15 protein-coding genes are annotated in these 17,990 nt (G+C 37.5%); 1 reads left to right on the top strand and 14 read right to left on the bottom strand.

What is annotated here, in order from left to right; genetic code table 11:
- Window positions 1-248 precede the first annotated feature (248 nt).
- The gene (locus tag RV17_RS03265) at window positions 249-584 is read left to right on the top strand and encodes a helix-turn-helix domain-containing protein (RefSeq protein ID WP_071868512.1); all 336 of its coding nucleotides are present in this window, start codon (window positions 249-251) and stop codon (window positions 582-584) included.
- A gap of 151 nt (window positions 585-735) precedes the next feature.
- Here the strand turns inward: RV17_RS03265 and rbfA are convergent, their stop codons facing one another.
- From rbfA to tsf, 14 genes are all read right to left on the bottom strand, one after another.
- The gene (rbfA, locus tag RV17_RS03270) at window positions 736-1,083 is read right to left on the bottom strand and encodes a 30S ribosome-binding factor RbfA (protein ID WP_067484229.1); all 348 of its coding nucleotides are present in this window, start codon (window positions 1,081-1,083) and stop codon (window positions 736-738) included.
- Window positions 1,084-1,109: 26 nt separating this feature from the next.
- A complete protein-coding gene (infB, locus tag RV17_RS03275) occupies window positions 1,110-3,356 on the bottom strand; it encodes a translation initiation factor IF-2 (protein WP_071868513.1) in 2,247 nt (748 codons plus the stop codon).
- Between the two features lie 12 nt (window positions 3,357-3,368).
- Window positions 3,369-3,680, bottom strand: coding sequence for a YlxQ-related RNA-binding protein (locus RV17_RS03280; RefSeq protein WP_067484225.1), 312 nt, complete (start codon window positions 3,678-3,680; stop codon window positions 3,369-3,371).
- A complete protein-coding gene (rnpM, locus tag RV17_RS03285; RefSeq protein ID WP_067484224.1) occupies window positions 3,677-3,970 on the bottom strand; it encodes an RNase P modulator RnpM in 294 nt (97 codons plus the stop codon). Before rnpM ends, RV17_RS03280 begins: the two co-directional genes overlap by 4 nt.
- Before the next feature lie 19 nt (window positions 3,971-3,989).
- On the bottom strand, window positions 3,990-5,186 hold the full coding sequence (gene nusA, locus RV17_RS03290) for a transcription termination factor NusA (RefSeq protein WP_071868514.1): 1,197 nt from the start codon (window positions 5,184-5,186) through the stop codon (window positions 3,990-3,992).
- A 21-nt stretch (window positions 5,187-5,207) separates the two neighbouring features.
- Window positions 5,208-5,681: a ribosome maturation factor RimP gene (gene rimP / locus RV17_RS03295; protein ID WP_067484222.1), complete on the bottom strand. Its 474-nt coding sequence runs from the start codon at window positions 5,679-5,681 to the stop codon at window positions 5,208-5,210.
- 304 nt (window positions 5,682-5,985) lie between these two features.
- Window positions 5,986-10,338 (bottom strand): PolC-type DNA polymerase III, encoded by a 4,353-nt coding sequence (locus tag RV17_RS03300; RefSeq protein WP_071868515.1) that lies wholly within the window; start codon window positions 10,336-10,338, stop codon window positions 5,986-5,988.
- Window positions 10,339-10,479: 141 nt separating this feature from the next.
- Entirely contained in the window at window positions 10,480-12,189 is a 1,710-nt protein-coding gene (locus RV17_RS03305) for a proline--tRNA ligase (RefSeq protein WP_067484220.1), read from the bottom strand.
- Between the two features lie 66 nt (window positions 12,190-12,255).
- Window positions 12,256-13,524: an RIP metalloprotease RseP gene (rseP, locus tag RV17_RS03310; protein ID WP_071868516.1), complete on the bottom strand. Its 1,269-nt coding sequence runs from the start codon at window positions 13,522-13,524 to the stop codon at window positions 12,256-12,258.
- Window positions 13,525-13,812: 288 nt separating this feature from the next.
- Entirely contained in the window at window positions 13,813-14,613 is an 801-nt protein-coding gene (locus RV17_RS03315) for a phosphatidate cytidylyltransferase (RefSeq protein WP_067484217.1), read from the bottom strand.
- Complete coding sequence (uppS, locus tag RV17_RS03320; protein WP_071868517.1) at window positions 14,610-15,422, bottom strand: undecaprenyl pyrophosphate synthase; 813 nt, start codon at window positions 15,420-15,422, stop codon at window positions 14,610-14,612. The genes RV17_RS03315 and uppS overlap by 4 nt, the downstream gene beginning before the upstream one ends.
- A 191-nt stretch (window positions 15,423-15,613) precedes the next feature.
- Complete coding sequence (gene frr / locus RV17_RS03325) at window positions 15,614-16,171, bottom strand: ribosome recycling factor (RefSeq protein WP_067484213.1); 558 nt, start codon at window positions 16,169-16,171, stop codon at window positions 15,614-15,616.
- A 2-nt stretch (window positions 16,172-16,173) separates the two neighbouring features.
- Window positions 16,174-16,896, bottom strand: coding sequence for a UMP kinase (gene pyrH / locus RV17_RS03330; protein WP_067484211.1), 723 nt, complete (start codon window positions 16,894-16,896; stop codon window positions 16,174-16,176).
- 137 nt (window positions 16,897-17,033) lie between these two features.
- Window positions 17,034-17,915, bottom strand: a complete 882-nt coding sequence (gene tsf, locus RV17_RS03335; protein WP_067484209.1) for a translation elongation factor Ts — start codon at window positions 17,913-17,915, stop codon at window positions 17,034-17,036.
- Between the last annotated feature and the right edge of the window lie 75 nt (window positions 17,916-17,990).

Here is a 17,990-nt window from a genome sequence, read left to right on the forward strand (position 1 = left end):
ATCAACTTTAAATCCTTACACTGTAATTGACATAAATCCAACTATAGTGTACTGTCCAACCATGGCTAAATAAGCTTACAAAATAACCACATTATTTCCAAAGCTATAGTATTTTCTTATTTTGCAAGTAAACTAGATAATAAACATTCACGAAATATATTTCATGAATAAAATATAACCCACTATTTTATAATAGTCAATAAAAATCCAACTTTTTTATACTTAAAAATAAATACTAGGAGTTAATCATGACACTATTCGAGCGTATTCAAATACTTTCTAAAAAAAAAGATAAAAATTTAAAAGATATTTCATTAGATTTAGGATATAGTAAAAATTATCTATATACTTTACGTACTAAGGAACCTTCTGCTGATAAATTGCGTAATATTGCTGATTATTTTCATGTTTCCGTAGATTATCTACTTGGACGAACAGATACACCTTCTCTAGGCGATAAAGTAAAACTACCTGAGGATCTCAATAAACTTTTAGATAATGTAAAAAGCTTCGATGGGAAACCTATAACTGAAAATGATAAAGAAGCTGTACGCATATTTTTAGAAGGAAGATTGAGTAAGTAAGAGATTTATTTTATGGAAAAAGTAAGTAAAAGAGCTACTCGTTAGCCCTGGAGTTGAGCCTATCGTGATGGAATTAGAAAGATGAACGAGGAAGAGAGAAAACAAAAAAGAGTAACAAAACCTGATATACCAGGTTTGTTACTCTTTTTGTTTAGTCCTTATTCAAATTACGCAACAGCTCGTCGATATGGTTACCATAGCCGACAGACTCATCTAATTCAAAAATTAGCTCAGGTGTCTTGTAAATGCTTAGGTTATGACCTAATTCACGACGAATGAGCCCACTTGCTTTACTCAAACCTTCTTGAGCTTTTTTCTTATCTGAAGCAAGATCAGATAAGATGCTGTAATAGATGGTTGCTTGTTGCAAATCACCTGTTACATGTACATCCGTGATTGTTACGTTTTCAACACGTGGATCACGAACCTTTTTACGTAAAATATCATTGACCTCTTTTAAAATTTCTTGACCGACTCGACGGTCACGATAGTTAGCCATAATGAGCGGCCTCCTTTATTTTTTTATTAGTCGTTTTTAACTTCTTCCATAATGAAGCCTTCAATGATGTCATCAACTTTGATGTCATTGAATTTTTCAATCATTGCGCCACATTCAAATCCCATTTTAACTTCTTTCACGTCATCTTTAAAACGTTTCAAGCTAGCTAATTGGCCTTCATAGATAACGATTCCGTCACGAATGACACGAACACCACTATCTCTACGAATAAATCCTTCAGTCACGTATGCGCCAGCAATCGTTCCAACTTTTGAAACTTTGAAGGTTTCACGAATGATCATTTGACCAGTAATTTTTTCTTCAAATTCAGGATCAAGCATCCCTTTCATTGCTGTTTCGATTTCTTCGATTGCCTTATAAATGATTCGGTGTAAACGAATGTCTACTTCTTCCGAATCAGCTTGGCTCTTCGCTTGTGGTGTAGGACGAACGTTAAACCCGATGATGATTGCGTTACTTGCAGCAGCTAAGGTAACGTCACTTTCATTGATTGCACCAACAGCAGCATGCACGATTTTCACGCGAACGCCTTCGACATCAATTTTATTCAATGAAGCAGCTAAAGCTTCGGCAGAACCTTGTACGTCAGCTTTGATAATAACATTAACTTCTTTCAATTCGCCTTCTTTAAGACTTTCGAACAAGTTATCTAATGTTACACGGCTTGTAGCGGCACGGTGTTCAACAACTGCACGTTTGGCACGTTCTTCACCAGCTGCACGAGCTGTTTTTTCATCTTCAAAGACAACAAAGTGATCCCCAGCTTGTGGTACATCGTTCAATCCAGTGATTTCAACTGGTGTTGCTGGACCCGCATCTTTTTCACGTCGACCTAAGTCGCTGACCATCACACGAACACGTCCGTAAGTATTGCCGACAACGATTGGGTCTCCTACATGTAATGTTCCTTGTTGAACAAGTAAAGTAGTGATTGGTCCCTTACCTTTGTCTAAACGTGCTTCGATAACTGTACCGATTGCGCGTTGTGTTGGATCAGCTTTCAAGTCTTCTACTTCAGAAACTAATAGAATCATTTCTAATAGTTCTTCAATATTTTGACCAAATTTCGCTGAAATTTCAACGAAGATCGTATCTCCGCCCCACGCTTCAGGAATAAGTTCGTATTCACTTAATTCTTGCATAACGTGTTGTGGGTTTGCGCCTGGTTTATCAATTTTGTTTACAGCAACGATGATTGGAACATTCGCAGCTTTCGCATGGTTGATGGCTTCAACCGTTTGTGGCATTACACCATCATCAGCAGCAACAACCAAGATTGTAATATCTGTGATACTTGCCCCACGCGCACGCATACTTGTAAAGGCTGCGTGACCTGGTGTATCCAAGAAAGTAATTGGTTTACCGTCGATGTCAATTTGGTAAGCACCGATATGCTGAGTGATTCCGCCTGCTTCATCATTTGTTACACGTGAGTGACGCAAAGTATCTAATAAAGTTGTTTTACCATGGTCAACGTGTCCCATAATTGTGACAACTGGTGGACGTGAAACTAGATTTTCTTCATTCAATTCTTCTGGTTCAAAGAATTTGTCTAAATCTGCAATATCCACTTGTACTTTTTCTTGTGGTTCCATACCATAATCTGTTGCTAATAACTCGATTGTATCTTTATCAAGTGCTTGGTTTTGATTGACCATGACACCTAGCATAAATAGTTTTTTGATGATTTCTGCTGGTTCACGGTGAATTTTTTTCGCAATATCTGCAACGTTCATGCCTTCTGTATACTCTAGAACTTCTGGTAGTTCACGGAATTTACGTGGTGGCACAGCTGGTTTGTTTGACGTTTGTTGTTTCCCTTTTTTCCCTTTTTTGTTAAAACGATTGCGGTTATTATTGTTGAATTTTCCGCGATTGTTATTGTTGTTACGATTTTGATTTCCGCCTTGACGGTTTTGGTTATTTTGGTTGGATGATTTATTTTGTCCTTGATTCACTTGACCGCTCCCTTGACCGCGATCTTGATAGTTGCGGTTATTTTTATTTTTTTGTTGTGTTACATTTTTTGTGTTTTCTTGAGTTTTATCATTTGGCTTTTGATTGACGGGTTTCTGGTTTGGCTTTTGTACAACTGGGTTTTTGAAAGCTTGCTGCAATTTATTCTCATCTTCGCGATTTAAAGTTCCCATATGGTTCTTTACGTCGATCCCTAAATTTTGGGCTTTTTCGACAATCACTTTACTTGATTGATTGAGCTCTTTTGCTAATTCATAGACTCTTTTTTTTCCCATGTAATCACCTTCCTAACCTTCAATTAGCTCCTTGATTTTTTTCGCAAACCCTGCATCTAAGACACCGAAGACTTTTCGTGGTTTTCCAATCATTTGCGTAATTTCAGCTTCTGAAAATAGCTCAAAACAAGGAACTTTGTAATAGGAACTTTTGTCTTTGATCTTTTTTCTTGTGTTATCACTAGCGTCAGTCGCAACAAACACTACTTTTGCCTTTTGGCGACGAATATCTGCAATGGTTAACTCTTCACCGGTTACTAACTTCCCAGCACGCATCGCAAGACCTAGTAAATTCATGACTTTTTGTCGATTTACTGTGTTCATTTTCCAAAAAGCTCTTTTCGGGCTTTTTGGTGCGTAACATAATCTAATAGTTCTTGATAAAATTCATCTGTTAGTTTTACATCGAGAACTCGATCGAGGATTTGCTTATCCCAAGCTTTTTGCACTTCTTCCGGCTCAATTGAGACATACGCTCCTCGTCCAGGCATTTTTCCAGTAGGATCAATTGAAACTTCTCCTTCTTTTGAACGGGTCACTCGAATCATTTCTTTTTTCGGTTTCATTTCACCCGAAACCACGGATTTGCGTAAAGGAATTTTCCTTTGTTTCATCTCGTTTGCCTCCTTACAATTAAGCTTCTTGATCTGTTGTCTCAGTTGTTTCAGTTTCTTCAAAAGCCATTGTTTCATATTCATCAGCTGTTAGGTCTGATTCAACGATTGCTTCATCATGAAGCTCTTCAACTACTTCTTCTGAAACTGCTTCTTTTTGTGCTTGTTTTTCATAAAACTCAGCCATATCTGATTCAGATTTGATGTCGATTTTATGATTTGTTAATTTTGCAGCTAAGCGAGCGTTTTGTCCACGTTTACCGATTGCTAAAGATAATTGATAATCAGGTACCACTACTGTACAAGCTTTCGCATTTGTTTCGTCAAAAATGACATCCATTACTTGAGCTGGGTTCAATGCGTTCGCAATAAAAATTGCTGGATCTTCGTTCCATTCAACGATATCCATGTTTTCACCTTTTAGTTCGTTTACAATTGCTTGAACACGTTGGCCTTTAGGTCCTACGCACGTTCCAACAGCATCGATATTTGCATCATTTGAGCGAACAGCAACTTTGGAACGGTCTCCTGCTTCACGAGCAATGCTTACGATTTCAACTAATCCATCGTAAACTTCAGGTACTTCTTGTTCAAATAAGCGACGCAATAAGTCTGGATGACTACGGCTTACAAAAACTTGAGGACCTTTTGATGTGTTTTCAACACGTGAAACGTAGACTTTGATTCGGTCATGTGGTTGATAAAATTCGTTTGGCATTTGGTCTTGTTTAGACAAAACTGCTTCGATTTTACCTAAATTCACATAGATATAACGTTTATCTTGGCGCTCAACGATTCCTTGCATGATGTCTTTTTCGTATTCGCTGAATTCGTTATAAATAATTGTTCTTTCCGCTTCACGGACACGTTGCAAAATTACTTGTTTTGCTGTTTGTGCAGCAATTCGACCAAAGTCTTTAGGTGTAACTTCAAAACGGATTGTATCCCCTAATTCATATGCTGGGTTAATCAAAAGTGCGTCTTTTAACGATACTTCTAACTGAGAATCCATTACTTCTTCTGTAACTTCTTTCACCGCATAAACATGGATATTTCCTTTTTTCTGATCAAACTCTACTTCTACATTTTGGGCTTGTCCATAGTGACGTTTATAAGCAGAAACTAAAGCAGCTTCCAAAGCGTCGATCACGATTTCTTTTGAGATACCTTTTTCAGCTTCTAAAGCATCTAACGCGTTCAACATTTCTTTACTCATTATTTTGATTCCTCTCCGTAATTAAAATTGAATAGCTAAGCGAGCTTTCGCAATATTTTTACGTTCAATGGTTAGTTCCTTTTCGCGTGTTTTAATGCGAATTTTTAACGTTAGTTGCTCAGCATCAAATGATTGAAGAAAACCCTCGTATTGTTTTTCTCCATCAACAGGTTGATATAAAGACACATGGACGTAATCGCCTAGTGCTTTTTCATAATCTGCTTCTTTTTTCAATGGACGTTCTGCTCCAGGAGATGACACCTCTAGGAAATAGGCTTGAGGAATCGGATCTGGGTCTGCAGCATCTAGCTTCTCACTTAATTTTTCACTGACATAGACACATTCATCGATGTCAATTCCGCCTTCTTTGTCAATGAATACTCGTAAAAACCAGTTTTTGCCTTCTTTTGTAAACTCTACTTCTACAAGTTCAAAATTTTGTTCATCTAAAATCGGGGTCACCATTTCTGTGACTGTTTCAACGACGCTACTCAAAAATTTCGCCTCCTTAAAATTGGCTACGTAATTCCATTAAAAAGAGTGAGCGAAAATTCCGCTCACTCACAATTAGTATCATTACCAATGAAAACTATATCACAAATTTCATAAAATGACAAGTTTACTGGTTATTTATTGCTTTCTTCAGCAACTCGATTCGTTTAAAATAAAGGCTTGCTAAATTTTTTTCTTTTTTGATTCATTTTTATTTCTTCATAAAAATTTTTCTCGTAAAAAAAATAAAGGCACCAACGATTAAACGTTGATGCCTCTTGTCTACCCTCTTGTTAAGAAAAATTGCCTATAACATATCAAACAATGATAATTGATTTTCATCTGGTAAATCTTTTAATACACCATTGTCGTCCATGTATTCAATCAATGTTTTAGAAACTTTTCCTCGTGTTGCTAAGTCTTCTTTCGATAAGAATGGACCATTTTTTCTTGCTTCTACGATTTGATTTGCCACGTTGGCTCCCAAACTAGGAACTGCGCGGAATGGTGCAATCAATGTATCACCATCAATCACGAAATTTGTAGCATCTGACTTATACAAATCAATCATTCCAAAATTATAGCCACGTTCCAGCATTTCATTTGCTAATTCAAGTACAGTTAACTGATTTTTTTCTTTCACTGAAGCCTCTAATCCCTTATCAGTGATTTCTTTCATCGCTTCTTTGACAGCTTCTTTTCCTTTACACATCGCAACTAAATTAAAGTCATCAGCACGAACAGAAAAATAAGCACAGTAATAAAGAATTGGGAAATAAACTTTAAAATATGCTACCCGTAAAGCCATCAACACGTAAGCTGCCGCATGGGCTTTCGGGAACATGTACTTGATTTTTGAACAAGAATCAATATACCAATCTGGCACGTTGTTTTCTTTCATTGCTGTCAAATACGTTTCTCTTAAATCATCAGGAATCTTCGTCCATAAACCTTTACGAACAGTTTCCATGATTTTAAATGCCATCCCACTATCTAAACCGGCATGGATCAAATAAACCATGATGTCATCCCGACAACCAATTACTTCAGCCAAGGTTGCATCCCCACGGCGAATCAGTTCTTCTGCATTTCCTAGCCAAACGTCCGTCCCATGAGATAGTCCAGAAATCTGTAACAACTCAGCAAATGTTGTTGGATGTGTTTCTTCAAGCATACCTCGAACAAAACGTGTTCCAAATTCAGGAATTCCTAAAGTACCCGTTTTTGAAAAAATCTGATCTTTATCGACGCCTAATACCTCTGGGCCGGCAAAAATCCGCATAACTTCCGGGTCATCTGTTGGAATTGTTTGTGGGTCAATTCCAGATAAATCTTGCAGCATCCGAATCACGGTCGGATCATCGTGTCCAAGAATATCAAGTTTCAATACGTTATCGTGAATGGAGTGGAAATCAAAGTGAGTTGTTTTCCATTCAGAGTTCTGGTCATCTGCCGGATACTGAATCGGTGTAAAATCATAAACATCCATGTAATCAGGGATTACAATAATCCCCCCTGGATGCTGTCCAGTTGTTCGTTTAACCCCAGTTGCGCCCTTAGCTAAACGATCGACCTCAGCACTACGAAATTGTAAATTGTGGTCGCGTTCATACCCTTTTACAAATCCATATGCCGTTTTGTCTGCGACCGTTCCGATGGTTCCAGCTCGGTAGACATATTCCTCACCAAATAAAACTTTCGTGTAGTTATGTGCTTCTGCTTGATAGTCACCTGAGAAGTTCAGATCAATATCGGGGACCTTATCACCATGGAAACCTAGGAATGTTTCAAATGGAATATCATGACCATCTTTATTTAAGCGCGCACCGCATTTTGGACATTTTTTTTCTGGCATATCAAAACCAGAACCATACGTGCCATCTTCAAAAAATTCCGAATACTGACAGTTAGGACAATAATAATGTGGCGCTAATGGATTAACTTCTGTGATTCCTGTCATGGTCGCTACAAAACTTGAACCAACAGATCCACGGGAACCAACCAAGTAACCATCTTCATTACTTTTATGCACAAGCTTTTGAGCAATCAAATAAATAACTGAAAACCCATTTCCGTTGATTGAGTTCAATTCTTTTTCCAAACGTTTTTGAATAATTTCTGGTAAAGGATCGCCGTACAATTCTTTCGCACGATTATAACTCAATTCGGTGATTTCATCTTCTGATCCAGGAATTTTTGGTGTATATAATTCATCTTTAACAGGGACGATTTCTTCACAGCTATCCGCAATTTTATTGGTGTTATCAACAACGATTTCTTTGGCAAGTTCTGCTCCCAAAAAGTTGAATGCCGTTAACATTTCATCCGTTGTTCTGAAATGAACATCTGGCAAACTATGACGGTTAAGGGGGTTTGCTCCACCCATCGAGTTGATCAAGATTTTTCGATAAATGCCATCTTCTTCATTTAAATAATGGACATCACCCGTAGCAACGACAACTTTATCTAACTTTTTACCAATATTGACTAGATTTCGAATGATTTCTTCTAAATCGTGTTCATTTTTCACTAATTCTTGTTCCAATAAAGGAGCGTAGACTGCTTTTGGCATAACTTCGATATAATCATAAAACTTCGCACGATTTTCTGCTTCCTCGACCCCTTTTTGCATCATTGCTTCAAAAATTTCACCTTTATCACAAGCAGAGCCAACCAAGAGATTTTCTCTAAATTTTTTCAACTGTGAACGAGGAATTCGGGGAACCCGCTCAAAATAATTGATATTTGACATTGAAATCAACTTGAACAAATCTTTTAGACCAGCTTGATTCTTCGCCAAAAGAGTTGCATGAAACGGTCTAGCTCGTTTATAAGAGTCGCCTTCACCAACATGATCGTTTAACTGATCGTGATAATACATCTCATGATTTTCCATTGCCTCTTTGACAAAAATCCAGGCTAAATGACCTGTTGCCTCCGCATCAAAAATGGCGCGGTGATGTTGTTCTAAACTGACACCGAATTTTTTAGTCAATACACCTAACCCAAAACGTTTAAATTGAGGATATAAATAGCGTGCTAATTCTAACGTGTCAATAACAGGATTTTTTGCTTCTGGAATTCCGTAACGTGCATAACTTGTATTTAAGAAACCCATATCGAACGTCGCATTGTGGGCAACTAGGATCGAGCCTTCAGAAAATTCAAGAAACATTCTTAAAACTTCTTCTTCAGATTTTGAGCCTCGGACCATTTCATCTGTGATACCTGTTAAGTCCACCGTTGTTCTTGATAAACGATGACCGGGATCAATAAATTCATCAAAGCTTTCAATGACGTTTCCTTTATGCATCTTGACTGCAGCCAATTCAATAATCGTATCATATACAGCTGATAGACCAGTCGTTTCCACGTCAAAAACCACATAGGTCGCATCATTCAAAGAATCATGTGTATCATTATAAGCAATTGGAACACCGTCATCGACAACGTTTGCTTCTACGCCATATAAAATCTTGACTCCAGCCTTTTTCCCAGCGCTATGTGCTTCAGGAAACGATTGGGCTCCGCCGTGATCTGTAATAGCAATCGCTTTATGTCCCCATTTACCTGCTTGCGCAACAAAATCAGAGATACTATTCGTCGCATCCATCGTACTCATATTACTGTGTAAATGTAGTTCGACTCGCTTTTCCCCTTCAGGAGCGTAGTCTTTACGCGGTGCATGTTTAACTTCAATAATATCTTGCGCATTCATTACCAAATCGCGTACAAATGTATCTTCTTGAATACTTCCACGAACTTTTAGCCAGCTTCCTTTACTAATTGCATCGAAAACTTGTTCATCTTTTTCACCATTCGAGAACTTTTTGACAATGAAAGAAGAGGTATAGTCTGTGATTTTCAACGTCAAAATTTTCCGTTTGGAGCGTAATTCACGAACTTCTTTATCAAATACATACCCTTCCAAAATTACGCGGCGCTCTTCTTCAACGATGTCAATCATCGGTGTAACAGGGTCATCTGTTGGAATATTGCGTCCAAGTTGAATTGGTCCTTCCAGAGCAGGTGCTTGTTCTTTCTTTTCTTTTTTCTTTTGTTCATGAACAAGGAGACTTTCTGCCGCTTGCTTCATGAAGGCTTCTGCTTGCTCTTGCTTACGTTCTTCAAAAAGTTCCAGCACGCGAGCCGCTTGCTCTTCATCGACTTCAGGTTCGATATGAAATTTAGGAAAGCCATAACTAAGATAAAGTTCTTCTACCAAAGGCAAATATTGTTGCTTCAAATAGGAAATGGCTCCTGTTTTATCCACTGGCAACACAATTTTTCTTTCTTTTAAAATTGGAACTTGTGTTTTTAAGACTTGTTGGACTAATGGTGTATCACATTGTTGACTTTCTAAAGCTTGTGCCCAGTAATCTTGTAACAATCGTTCGTCAAATGTTTGATCTTCTGCTTTGATTATCAATTTGACCTGTGCGATTTCATTAAATGCTATTGTCAAATGTTGTAGGAATGAACGATAAAGCATGATTGGCAATATTTGAGAAAAATGAAGCGTAAATTCCCATAAACGTGATTTACGGTGCACAACAACACGTTCCATTTCGCCAGTAGAAATTAACGGATGATTTTTTTCTTCATCTTCTAGTTGAATTTGTTCTAACAGTTTTGCAAACAAATCTCGTTTTTCTGACAAAAAAATACGCCCTTTCTAGTTTATTTGTTTTGAGACAAATAATTTTTTTCAATACTATTCAGTATACTCGTTTTTCTTTTGATTTACATTAAAAAAATTCGAGAAAGACTTTGTCTCTCTCGAATTTCGAGGTTATTTGAATTATTCGCCTTGGTTTAAAAGAATTGGTAAAGTATTCGCAAGCTCTTCTTTACGTACTTCCACCATTTCACCAGTCTTCTTGATTTTTACTTCAACGATTCCATCGACTGCTTTCTTACCAACCGTAATTCGAATTGGGCAACCAATCAAATCTGAATCTGCAAACTTAACTCCTGCACGTTCATTACGATCGTCAACTAATACTTCGTAGCCTGCTGCCATCATTGCTTGCTCAACTTCATTTGTTAAGTTTGTTTGATAGTCATCTTTTAAATTCATTTGAACAACATGTAGATCATAAGGAGCGATTCCTTTAGGCCAATTGATGCCATTTTCATCTGCATTTTGTTCAACGATTGCTGAAAGTAATCGGCTCACACCGATACCGTAACAACCCATAATCACAAATTTTTCACGGCCATTTTCGTCTAACACAGTTGCACCCATTGATTCACTATAACGAGTACCTAGTTTGAAAATGTGCCCAATTTCAATTCCTCTTGTAAATGCAAGAACACCATTATTATCTGGTGAAGGATCACCTTCTTGAACAAAACGTAAATCTTCATAAGAAAGAACAGAAAAATCGCGTTCTGGATTTACATTGATGTAATGGAAGCCAGTTTCATTTGCTCCAGCAATCGCATTTGCTAAATCTTGGACATGGCGATCTGCATAAACTTTTACTTCGTCCGCTAAGTTCACTGGACCAACAGAACCAAAATCAGCACCAAGATATTTTTGTGCATCTTCTTCTGCTGCTTCTTCTAGGAAATCAGCGCCTAAGAAGTTTTTCAATTTGACGTCATTGACTTCATGATCGCCACGAATCAATACCAATACAGGTTCTTCATCTGCAATGAATAAAACAGATTTGATGATTTTTTGTGGTTCTACATCAAAGAAACCTGCAACTTCTTCAATCGTTTTGACATCAGGTGTTGCTACTTTTTCTAATTCCAATTGTGTTTCATGTGACTTTTTAGGAACATAGTAGCTTGTTGCCATTTCCAAATTAGCTGCGTAGTCACTTTCTGTTGAATAACAAATCGTGTCTTCACCGATTTCAGAGATTGCCATAAATTCTTTGGAGTCTTTTCCGCCCATTGCGCCACCGTCTCCGATAATTGCACGGAAATCTAAACCACAACGTTTGAAAATCTCAGTATAAGCTTTTTCATAATCTTTATATGTTTCGTCTAAACTTTCTTCTGAAGCGTGGAAAGAATATGCATCTTTCATAATGAATTCCCGACCACGTAATAAGCCAAAACGAGGACGTTTTTCGTCACGATATTTTGATTGAATTTGATACAAGTTTAATGGCAATTTTTTGTATGAATTGATTTCATTACGAATCAATTCTGTAAATGTTTCTTCATGAGTTGGTCCCAAAATCATTTTACGATCATTGCGGTCATTCAAACGGTATAAGTTTGGACCATAAGTATCATAACGACCAGATTCTTGCCAAAGTTCTGCTGGAAGAATTGCGGGCATCAACATTTCAACTGCCCCAATTTTTTCAAATTCTTCACGCATGATTGTTTTCAATTTTTCTAACACACGATTTGCCAATGGCAAGTAAGAATAGATACCGGCAGATACTTGACGAACATAGCCAGCTCGCAATAGCATTTGATGACTTAGTACTTCAGCATCATTTGGTACTTCCCTCAGTGTTGGAATCAACATCTTTGATTGTCTCATTTTATATACTCCTTTAATCCTCAAAATAGTTATCGCTTGTTATTATACCCTATTTGTCAACTCTATTTAAAAAAAGAATCGTTGAATATCATTCCATGTCACTAAAACCATCAATAGCATCAAGAAACCAAACCCAATCAAAGTTAAGATTCCTTCTTTTTCTTGACTCAATGGTTTGCCACGTACACCTTCAATGACATTTAATACCAACTTACCGCCATCAAGTGCTGGAATGGGCAATAGATTCACAATCCCTAAGTTCATTGAAAGCATCGCCATTAGCCCAATAACAGTCATCATTCCTTGACTAGCTGCTTCAGAAGATAATTGGAACATCATCACTGGACCGCCTAGTTTATTCAAACTAAATCCTGTAAATAGTGATCCCAGCGCTTTGAAGATTTCTAATGAACTACTGAAAGCTTGTTTCGTTCCACCAACGATTTTATCAATAAAACCAGTTTTCATCGGTGCTTGTATACCAAGCTGTCCAACTTTTTGCCCATTTGATTCTACTGATTTAGGTGTCACTTCAATGTCTTGAACTTTTCCGTCACGTTGAACTTCAAAATTCAATGTTTTTCCAGGGTTTGCAGTAATTTGACTTGTTAAATCAGTCCACGACGTGATTTTTTTATCATTAATACTTAGGATATGGTCATTTTCCTTTAAGCCAGCTACCTCGGCTGCACCATCAGGAAGTACTGCACCAATTTGATTCGTATTTGTTACCTGAATGCCTCCTTGCATGAATGCAAGCACAATGAACAAAAAAATCGCTAAAATAAAGTTATTCATCGGTCCAGCAAAGTTAGTTAACATACGTTGCCATAATTTTGCTGATTGAAACTGAACATCTCTTGGTGCAATTCGAATTTCTGTTCCATCTGCCTCAATAATTGTGGCATCATGATCTACTGGGTAAGTCACAGCCTCCGTATCATCGCCGTTAACAAAAGCTGTAATTGTCAGCTCGTCCTCTAGATCGTAACGAACAAGTTCCACTGGAATTCCATTCGTTAGTTGAACTTTTTTACTTAAGTTGATTTTCTCTACGATACCATCAGAATTGAGTGAAAGCGACAGTGGCATTCCTGGGGCCATCTCTGTTTCATCATCGCCGTTGCCTGCCATTCTTACATAACCACCAATCGGTAATAACCGAAGTGTATATGTCGTTCCATCTTTAGCTTGATGTCCATAAATTTTTGGACCCATACCAATTGCAAATTCTCGGACTAGGATTCCTGATCGTTTCGCAAAGAAGAAATGACCAAATTCGTGGACAATAACCAAAATACCAAAAACGATGATAAAAGTTAGAATCGTTTTCATAGTTTGCTTCTCCTTTATTTTTTTCTAGCATTTTTCTAATTTTTGTGAAGATAAACAACATAATTTTACCACAGTCTGACACAGACACCAATAGCTACCTTTAGGAAAACAAAAAAGAGCAGTGGCAACACCCACTACTCTTTTCATCATTTCAAAACAAAAATTTTTGATCCATCCAAAAGTGATTTTGGCTTTCTACTTTAAAATAAGTCTAAATTTCTCAAAAATTTAGAAAAGAATTTCCGACAGTTTATTTATTGAAGCTGAGTACTTCTTCTCACAAACTTTTTAAATCACACCAAATAATTGCATGATAGGAAATACAAATAATAGACTATCGAAACGGTCTAAAATTCCACCGTGACCTGGTAAAATATTTCCAGAATCTTTTACATCGTAATGACGTTTGATTGCTGATTCAACTAAATCACCAAATTGTCCAACAATTGAGAAGACAATTGTTAACAACAACATTACTAGTGTTCCATAATTGAAGTATTCCTTACCTGGGAATAACAAGAGATAAATCAATGCCACAACGATTGCACTTGCGATACCACCCAAAGCTCCTTCAATTGTTTTATTTGGTGAAATTGCTGGGATCAGTTTATGTTGACCAAAGCGACGACCAAACATATAGGCACCGATATCTGTTGCCCAGACAATGAATAGCCCAAATAATAACACAACTAAGCCTTCCGTTCGCGCATTCACGAAATTCTGGAATCCCATACCCACATACAAACTTACGACAACTGGAAATCCAGCTTCATCAATGGTATACGTATTTTTTGATACAACACTTGTTCCCAATAAAATCATTACAACAAAATAAAAAAGCGTAAATGTATTTGTATTTTCTGGTAAAAAGAAAAACCAACGTTCTTTTGGCAACACCAGAAAAACTGCACCTATTGCTGATAAGATTCCCTCAAAACTTAATAGCGTTAATCCTTTCATGCGAAACAGTTCGTAGACACCTACAACCGCTAGTAACGCCCCTAACAACTCAACAGCCATGCCACCAACCCAAATGATTGGAATGAACAAGATTAAAGCTACGACAGCTGTGATCACTCGTTGTCTCATGATTGATCCTCCTCATTTTTATCCAATTTTTTAACACCGCCAAAGCGACGGTCACGATTTTGATAAGAAGCAATTGCTTCCTTCAAATGATTGCCATCAAAATCTGGCCATAATGCTTTTGTAAAATAAAGCTCACTATAAGCAATTTGCCATAACAAGAAATTACTGATTCTTTCTTCCCCGCTCGTCCGAATAACTAGTTCAGGATCACGAAGTTCATTCGGCAAGAAACCTGTCATCAAGTGATCAGCAATTTTTTCTTCGTCAATTGCTTCAACAGCTAATTCTTGATTACTGATTTCAGCCGCAATCTCTTTTACTGCCGTCACGATTTCCGCTCGGCTTCCATAATTCAACGCAAAATTCAACACCATTCCAGTGTTTTCTTTTGTCTGTTCAATTGCTCGGCGGACAGCATCTTGCGTGTGACTTGGTAGTACGTTTTCGTAACCCATTACGTGAACTTTTACATTCTCCTTGATAAGTTCTGGTACGAATGTGTCGAAAAAATCAACAGGCAACTGCATCAAAAAGTTGACCTCATCTTTTGGTCGTTTCCAGTTTTCAGTCGAAAACGCATAAAGAGTCAATACTTTCACACCTAAACCTGATGCTACTTTTGTTACTTTTTTTACAGTTTCCATGCCTTCTTTGTGTCCTGCAACTCGAGGTAATCGGCGATTTTGTGCCCAACGACCGTTGCCATCCATAATGATGGCAACGTGTTGAGGAATCTTTCCCTCGGAGTTAAATTGAAACTCACTTTTTTCTTGAATATACTTGTTTTTTTGCGGAAAAAAACGTAACATTCTTTTTCCTCCTATGCTTAAAAATTCCCACTATCTTACACATTATAGCAATATCTCTTTGTATTTCCTATGAAATCATGATTTTTTCCAAAAAATTTGTTTGTTTTTTTGAAAATTTTTAAGTTTCCACCAAAAAAGGAGTAGCAAAATCAGTACTGATTTTGCTACTCCTTTTTAAAAAGCCGGGAAGATTAAACTTCTAATAATTCTTTTTCTTTTTCGCCAGCGATTTTATCTAGTTCTTTAATGCTGTCATCAGTCAAAGCTTGAACATCTTTTTCTAGTCCGCGCAAGTCATCTTCCGTAATGTCACCATTTTTTTGTTGTTTTTTGTATGCATCCATTGCATCACGACGAATATTACGAATAGCGATTTTTGCATTTTCAGACTCTTTTTTTACATCTTTCGCTAATTCTTTACGACGTTCTTCCGTTAATTGTGGAATAACTAAACGGATAACATTTCCATCATTCGTTGGGCTGATACCGATATCACTTGCCATGATTGCCTTCTCCACATCTTGAAGAATACTTTTATCAAAAGGCGTGATCATCAATACACGTGCTTCTGGAATTTGGATTGATGCCATTTGGTTCAATGGTGTTGGTGCACCGTAGTAATTAACTGTGATTCGGTCTAATAAACTTGCATTCGCGCGTCCAGCACGGATTTGTCCAAGTTCACGTTGTAAACTTTGCGCTGCTTTTTCCATTCTCTCTTTTGCTTCTGCCATAATTGCATCTGCCATTTTTATTTCCCCCTTACGGTAGTTCCAATATTTTCACCTAAAATTGCTCGGCGAATATTTCCATGTTCATTTAGATTGAAGACAACTAATGGGATATCATTATCCATACTTAATGAGCTTGCTGTTGAATCCATTACTTGCAATCCTTTAGCAATAACTTCCAAGTGAGTTAGTTCTTCAAACTTAACTGCATTTGCATCAATTTTTGGATCTGCAGAATAAACACCGTCTACATTGTTTTTAGCCATTAAAATAACATCAGCACCAATTTCAGCTGCGCGCAACGCTGCTGTTGTGTCTGTTGAGAAGTAAGGATTACCTGTACCACCAGCAAAAATAACAATTCTGCCTTTTTCTAAATGACGTTCTGCTTTACGACGAATGTATGGTTCTGCGATTTGACGCATTTCGATCGAAGTTTGTACACGTGTCGGTACACCAACGTTTTCTAATGTATCTTGTAAGGCTAAAGCGTTCATAACAGTCGCTAACATGCCCATGTAATCAGCTTGTGCACGTTCCATACCCATTTGAGCACCCGTTTGTCCGCGCCAGATGTTTCCGCCTCCTACAACGATTGCCATTTCAACGCCTAACTCGTGGACTTCTTTGATTTCTTGAATAATTTCTTTAATGACTGGAGGTTTAATCCCAAATCCTTCATCTCCAGCTAAAGCTTCACCACTTAATTTTAAGACTACACGTTGATATTTTGGTGTGACCATGTTCATTCCTCCAATGTTTTCTATTGCCATTTTACCATAATTAGTTGATTTAGCCATTAAATGCTTACATTTTTTGGCATTTGCCTAAAAAAAGGGAGCGCACAATAGTGTGCGTTCCCATCTGTTATTCAACAGAATTATTTTTTCACTTGGCTCATAACTTCTTCTACAAAGTTATCTTCACGTTTTTCGATACCTTCGCCAACTTCAAAACGAACAAATGATTGAACAGTTGCGCCTTTAGAAGCTACAAATTTTTCAACAGTCATGTCAGGATCTTTAACGAAAGGTTGGTCAACCAAAGCGATTTCTGCTTTGAATTTCTTCAAGCGGCCTTCCACCATTTTGTCAACGATGTTAGCAGGTTTACCTTCGTTTAATGCTTGTTCAGTTAGAACAGTTTTTTCATGTTCTAATTCTTCAGCAGGAATTTGTGATTCGTTTACATAACGAGGATTGATAGCAGCAACGTGCATAGCAACGTCACGAGCAACTGAATCATCAGTTGTGCCATCTAAAACTGTCAATACAGCGATACGTCCACCCATGTGTAAGTAACCACCGAATGCAGCGTTATCTTCTTTTTCAACTACTTCAAAACGACGGAAGCTGATTTTTTCACCGATAACTTGTGTAGCTTCGATTAATTCAGATTCAATTGTGCCTTTTTCAGTTTTGATTTGCATTGCAGCTTCCATGTCAGCTGGTTTGTGTTCAGCAACTAATTCTGCAATTTCTTTTACTAAGTCTTGGAACATTTCATTTTTAGAAACGAAGTCAGTTTCTGAGTTAACTTCAACGATTGCTGCAGTGTTCCCTTTAACAGCAACTGCTGCTAAACCTTCAGCTGCAATACGGTCATTTTTCTTAGCTGCTTTAGCCATTCCTTTTTCGCGTAAAAGATCAACTGCTTTTTCAATATCGCCTTCTACTTCTACTAATGCTTTTTTCGCATCCATCATACCTACGCCAGTCATGTCGCGTAGTTCTTTTACCATTTTAGCTGTAACGTCTGCCATTTTATAGTCCTCCTAAGTAGTGTTTTTCTTTAAAAAAAGCTGTTTCAAAGGAGAGTGAGGCTTGTCGCCTAGCCT

Origin of the sequence: Enterococcus thailandicus, assembly GCF_001886265.1 — a bacterium.
Taxonomy (GTDB): domain Bacteria; phylum Bacillota; class Bacilli; order Lactobacillales; family Enterococcaceae; genus Enterococcus_B; species Enterococcus_B thailandicus.

Coding starts and splice junctions, on each gene's coding strand:
- RV17_RS03265 (WP_071868512.1), top strand. CDS start 249: ATGACACTATTCGAGCGTATTCAAATACTTTCTAAAAAAAAAGATAAA.
- rbfA (WP_067484229.1), bottom strand. CDS start 1,083: ATGGCTAACTATCGTGACCGTCGAGTCGGTCAAGAAATTTTAAAAGAG.
- infB (WP_071868513.1), bottom strand. CDS start 3,356: ATGGGAAAAAAAAGAGTCTATGAATTAGCAAAAGAGCTCAATCAATCA.
- RV17_RS03280 (WP_067484225.1), bottom strand. CDS start 3,680: ATGAACACAGTAAATCGACAAAAAGTCATGAATTTACTAGGTCTTGCG.
- rnpM (WP_067484224.1), bottom strand. CDS start 3,970: ATGAAACAAAGGAAAATTCCTTTACGCAAATCCGTGGTTTCGGGTGAA.
- nusA (WP_071868514.1), bottom strand. CDS start 5,186: ATGAGTAAAGAAATGTTGAACGCGTTAGATGCTTTAGAAGCTGAAAAA.
- RV17_RS03305 (WP_067484220.1), bottom strand. CDS start 12,189: ATGAGACAATCAAAGATGTTGATTCCAACACTGAGGGAAGTACCAAAT.
- rseP (WP_071868516.1), bottom strand. CDS start 13,524: ATGAAAACGATTCTAACTTTTATCATCGTTTTTGGTATTTTGGTTATT.
- RV17_RS03315 (WP_067484217.1), bottom strand. CDS start 14,613: ATGAGACAACGAGTGATCACAGCTGTCGTAGCTTTAATCTTGTTCATT.
- uppS (WP_071868517.1), bottom strand. CDS start 15,422: ATGTTACGTTTTTTTCCGCAAAAAAACAAGTATATTCAAGAAAAAAGT.
- frr (WP_067484213.1), bottom strand. CDS start 16,171: ATGGCAGATGCAATTATGGCAGAAGCAAAAGAGAGAATGGAAAAAGCA.
- pyrH (WP_067484211.1), bottom strand. CDS start 16,896: ATGGTCACACCAAAATATCAACGTGTAGTCTTAAAATTAAGTGGTGAA.
- tsf (WP_067484209.1), bottom strand. CDS start 17,915: ATGGCAGACGTTACAGCTAAAATGGTAAAAGAACTACGCGACATGACT.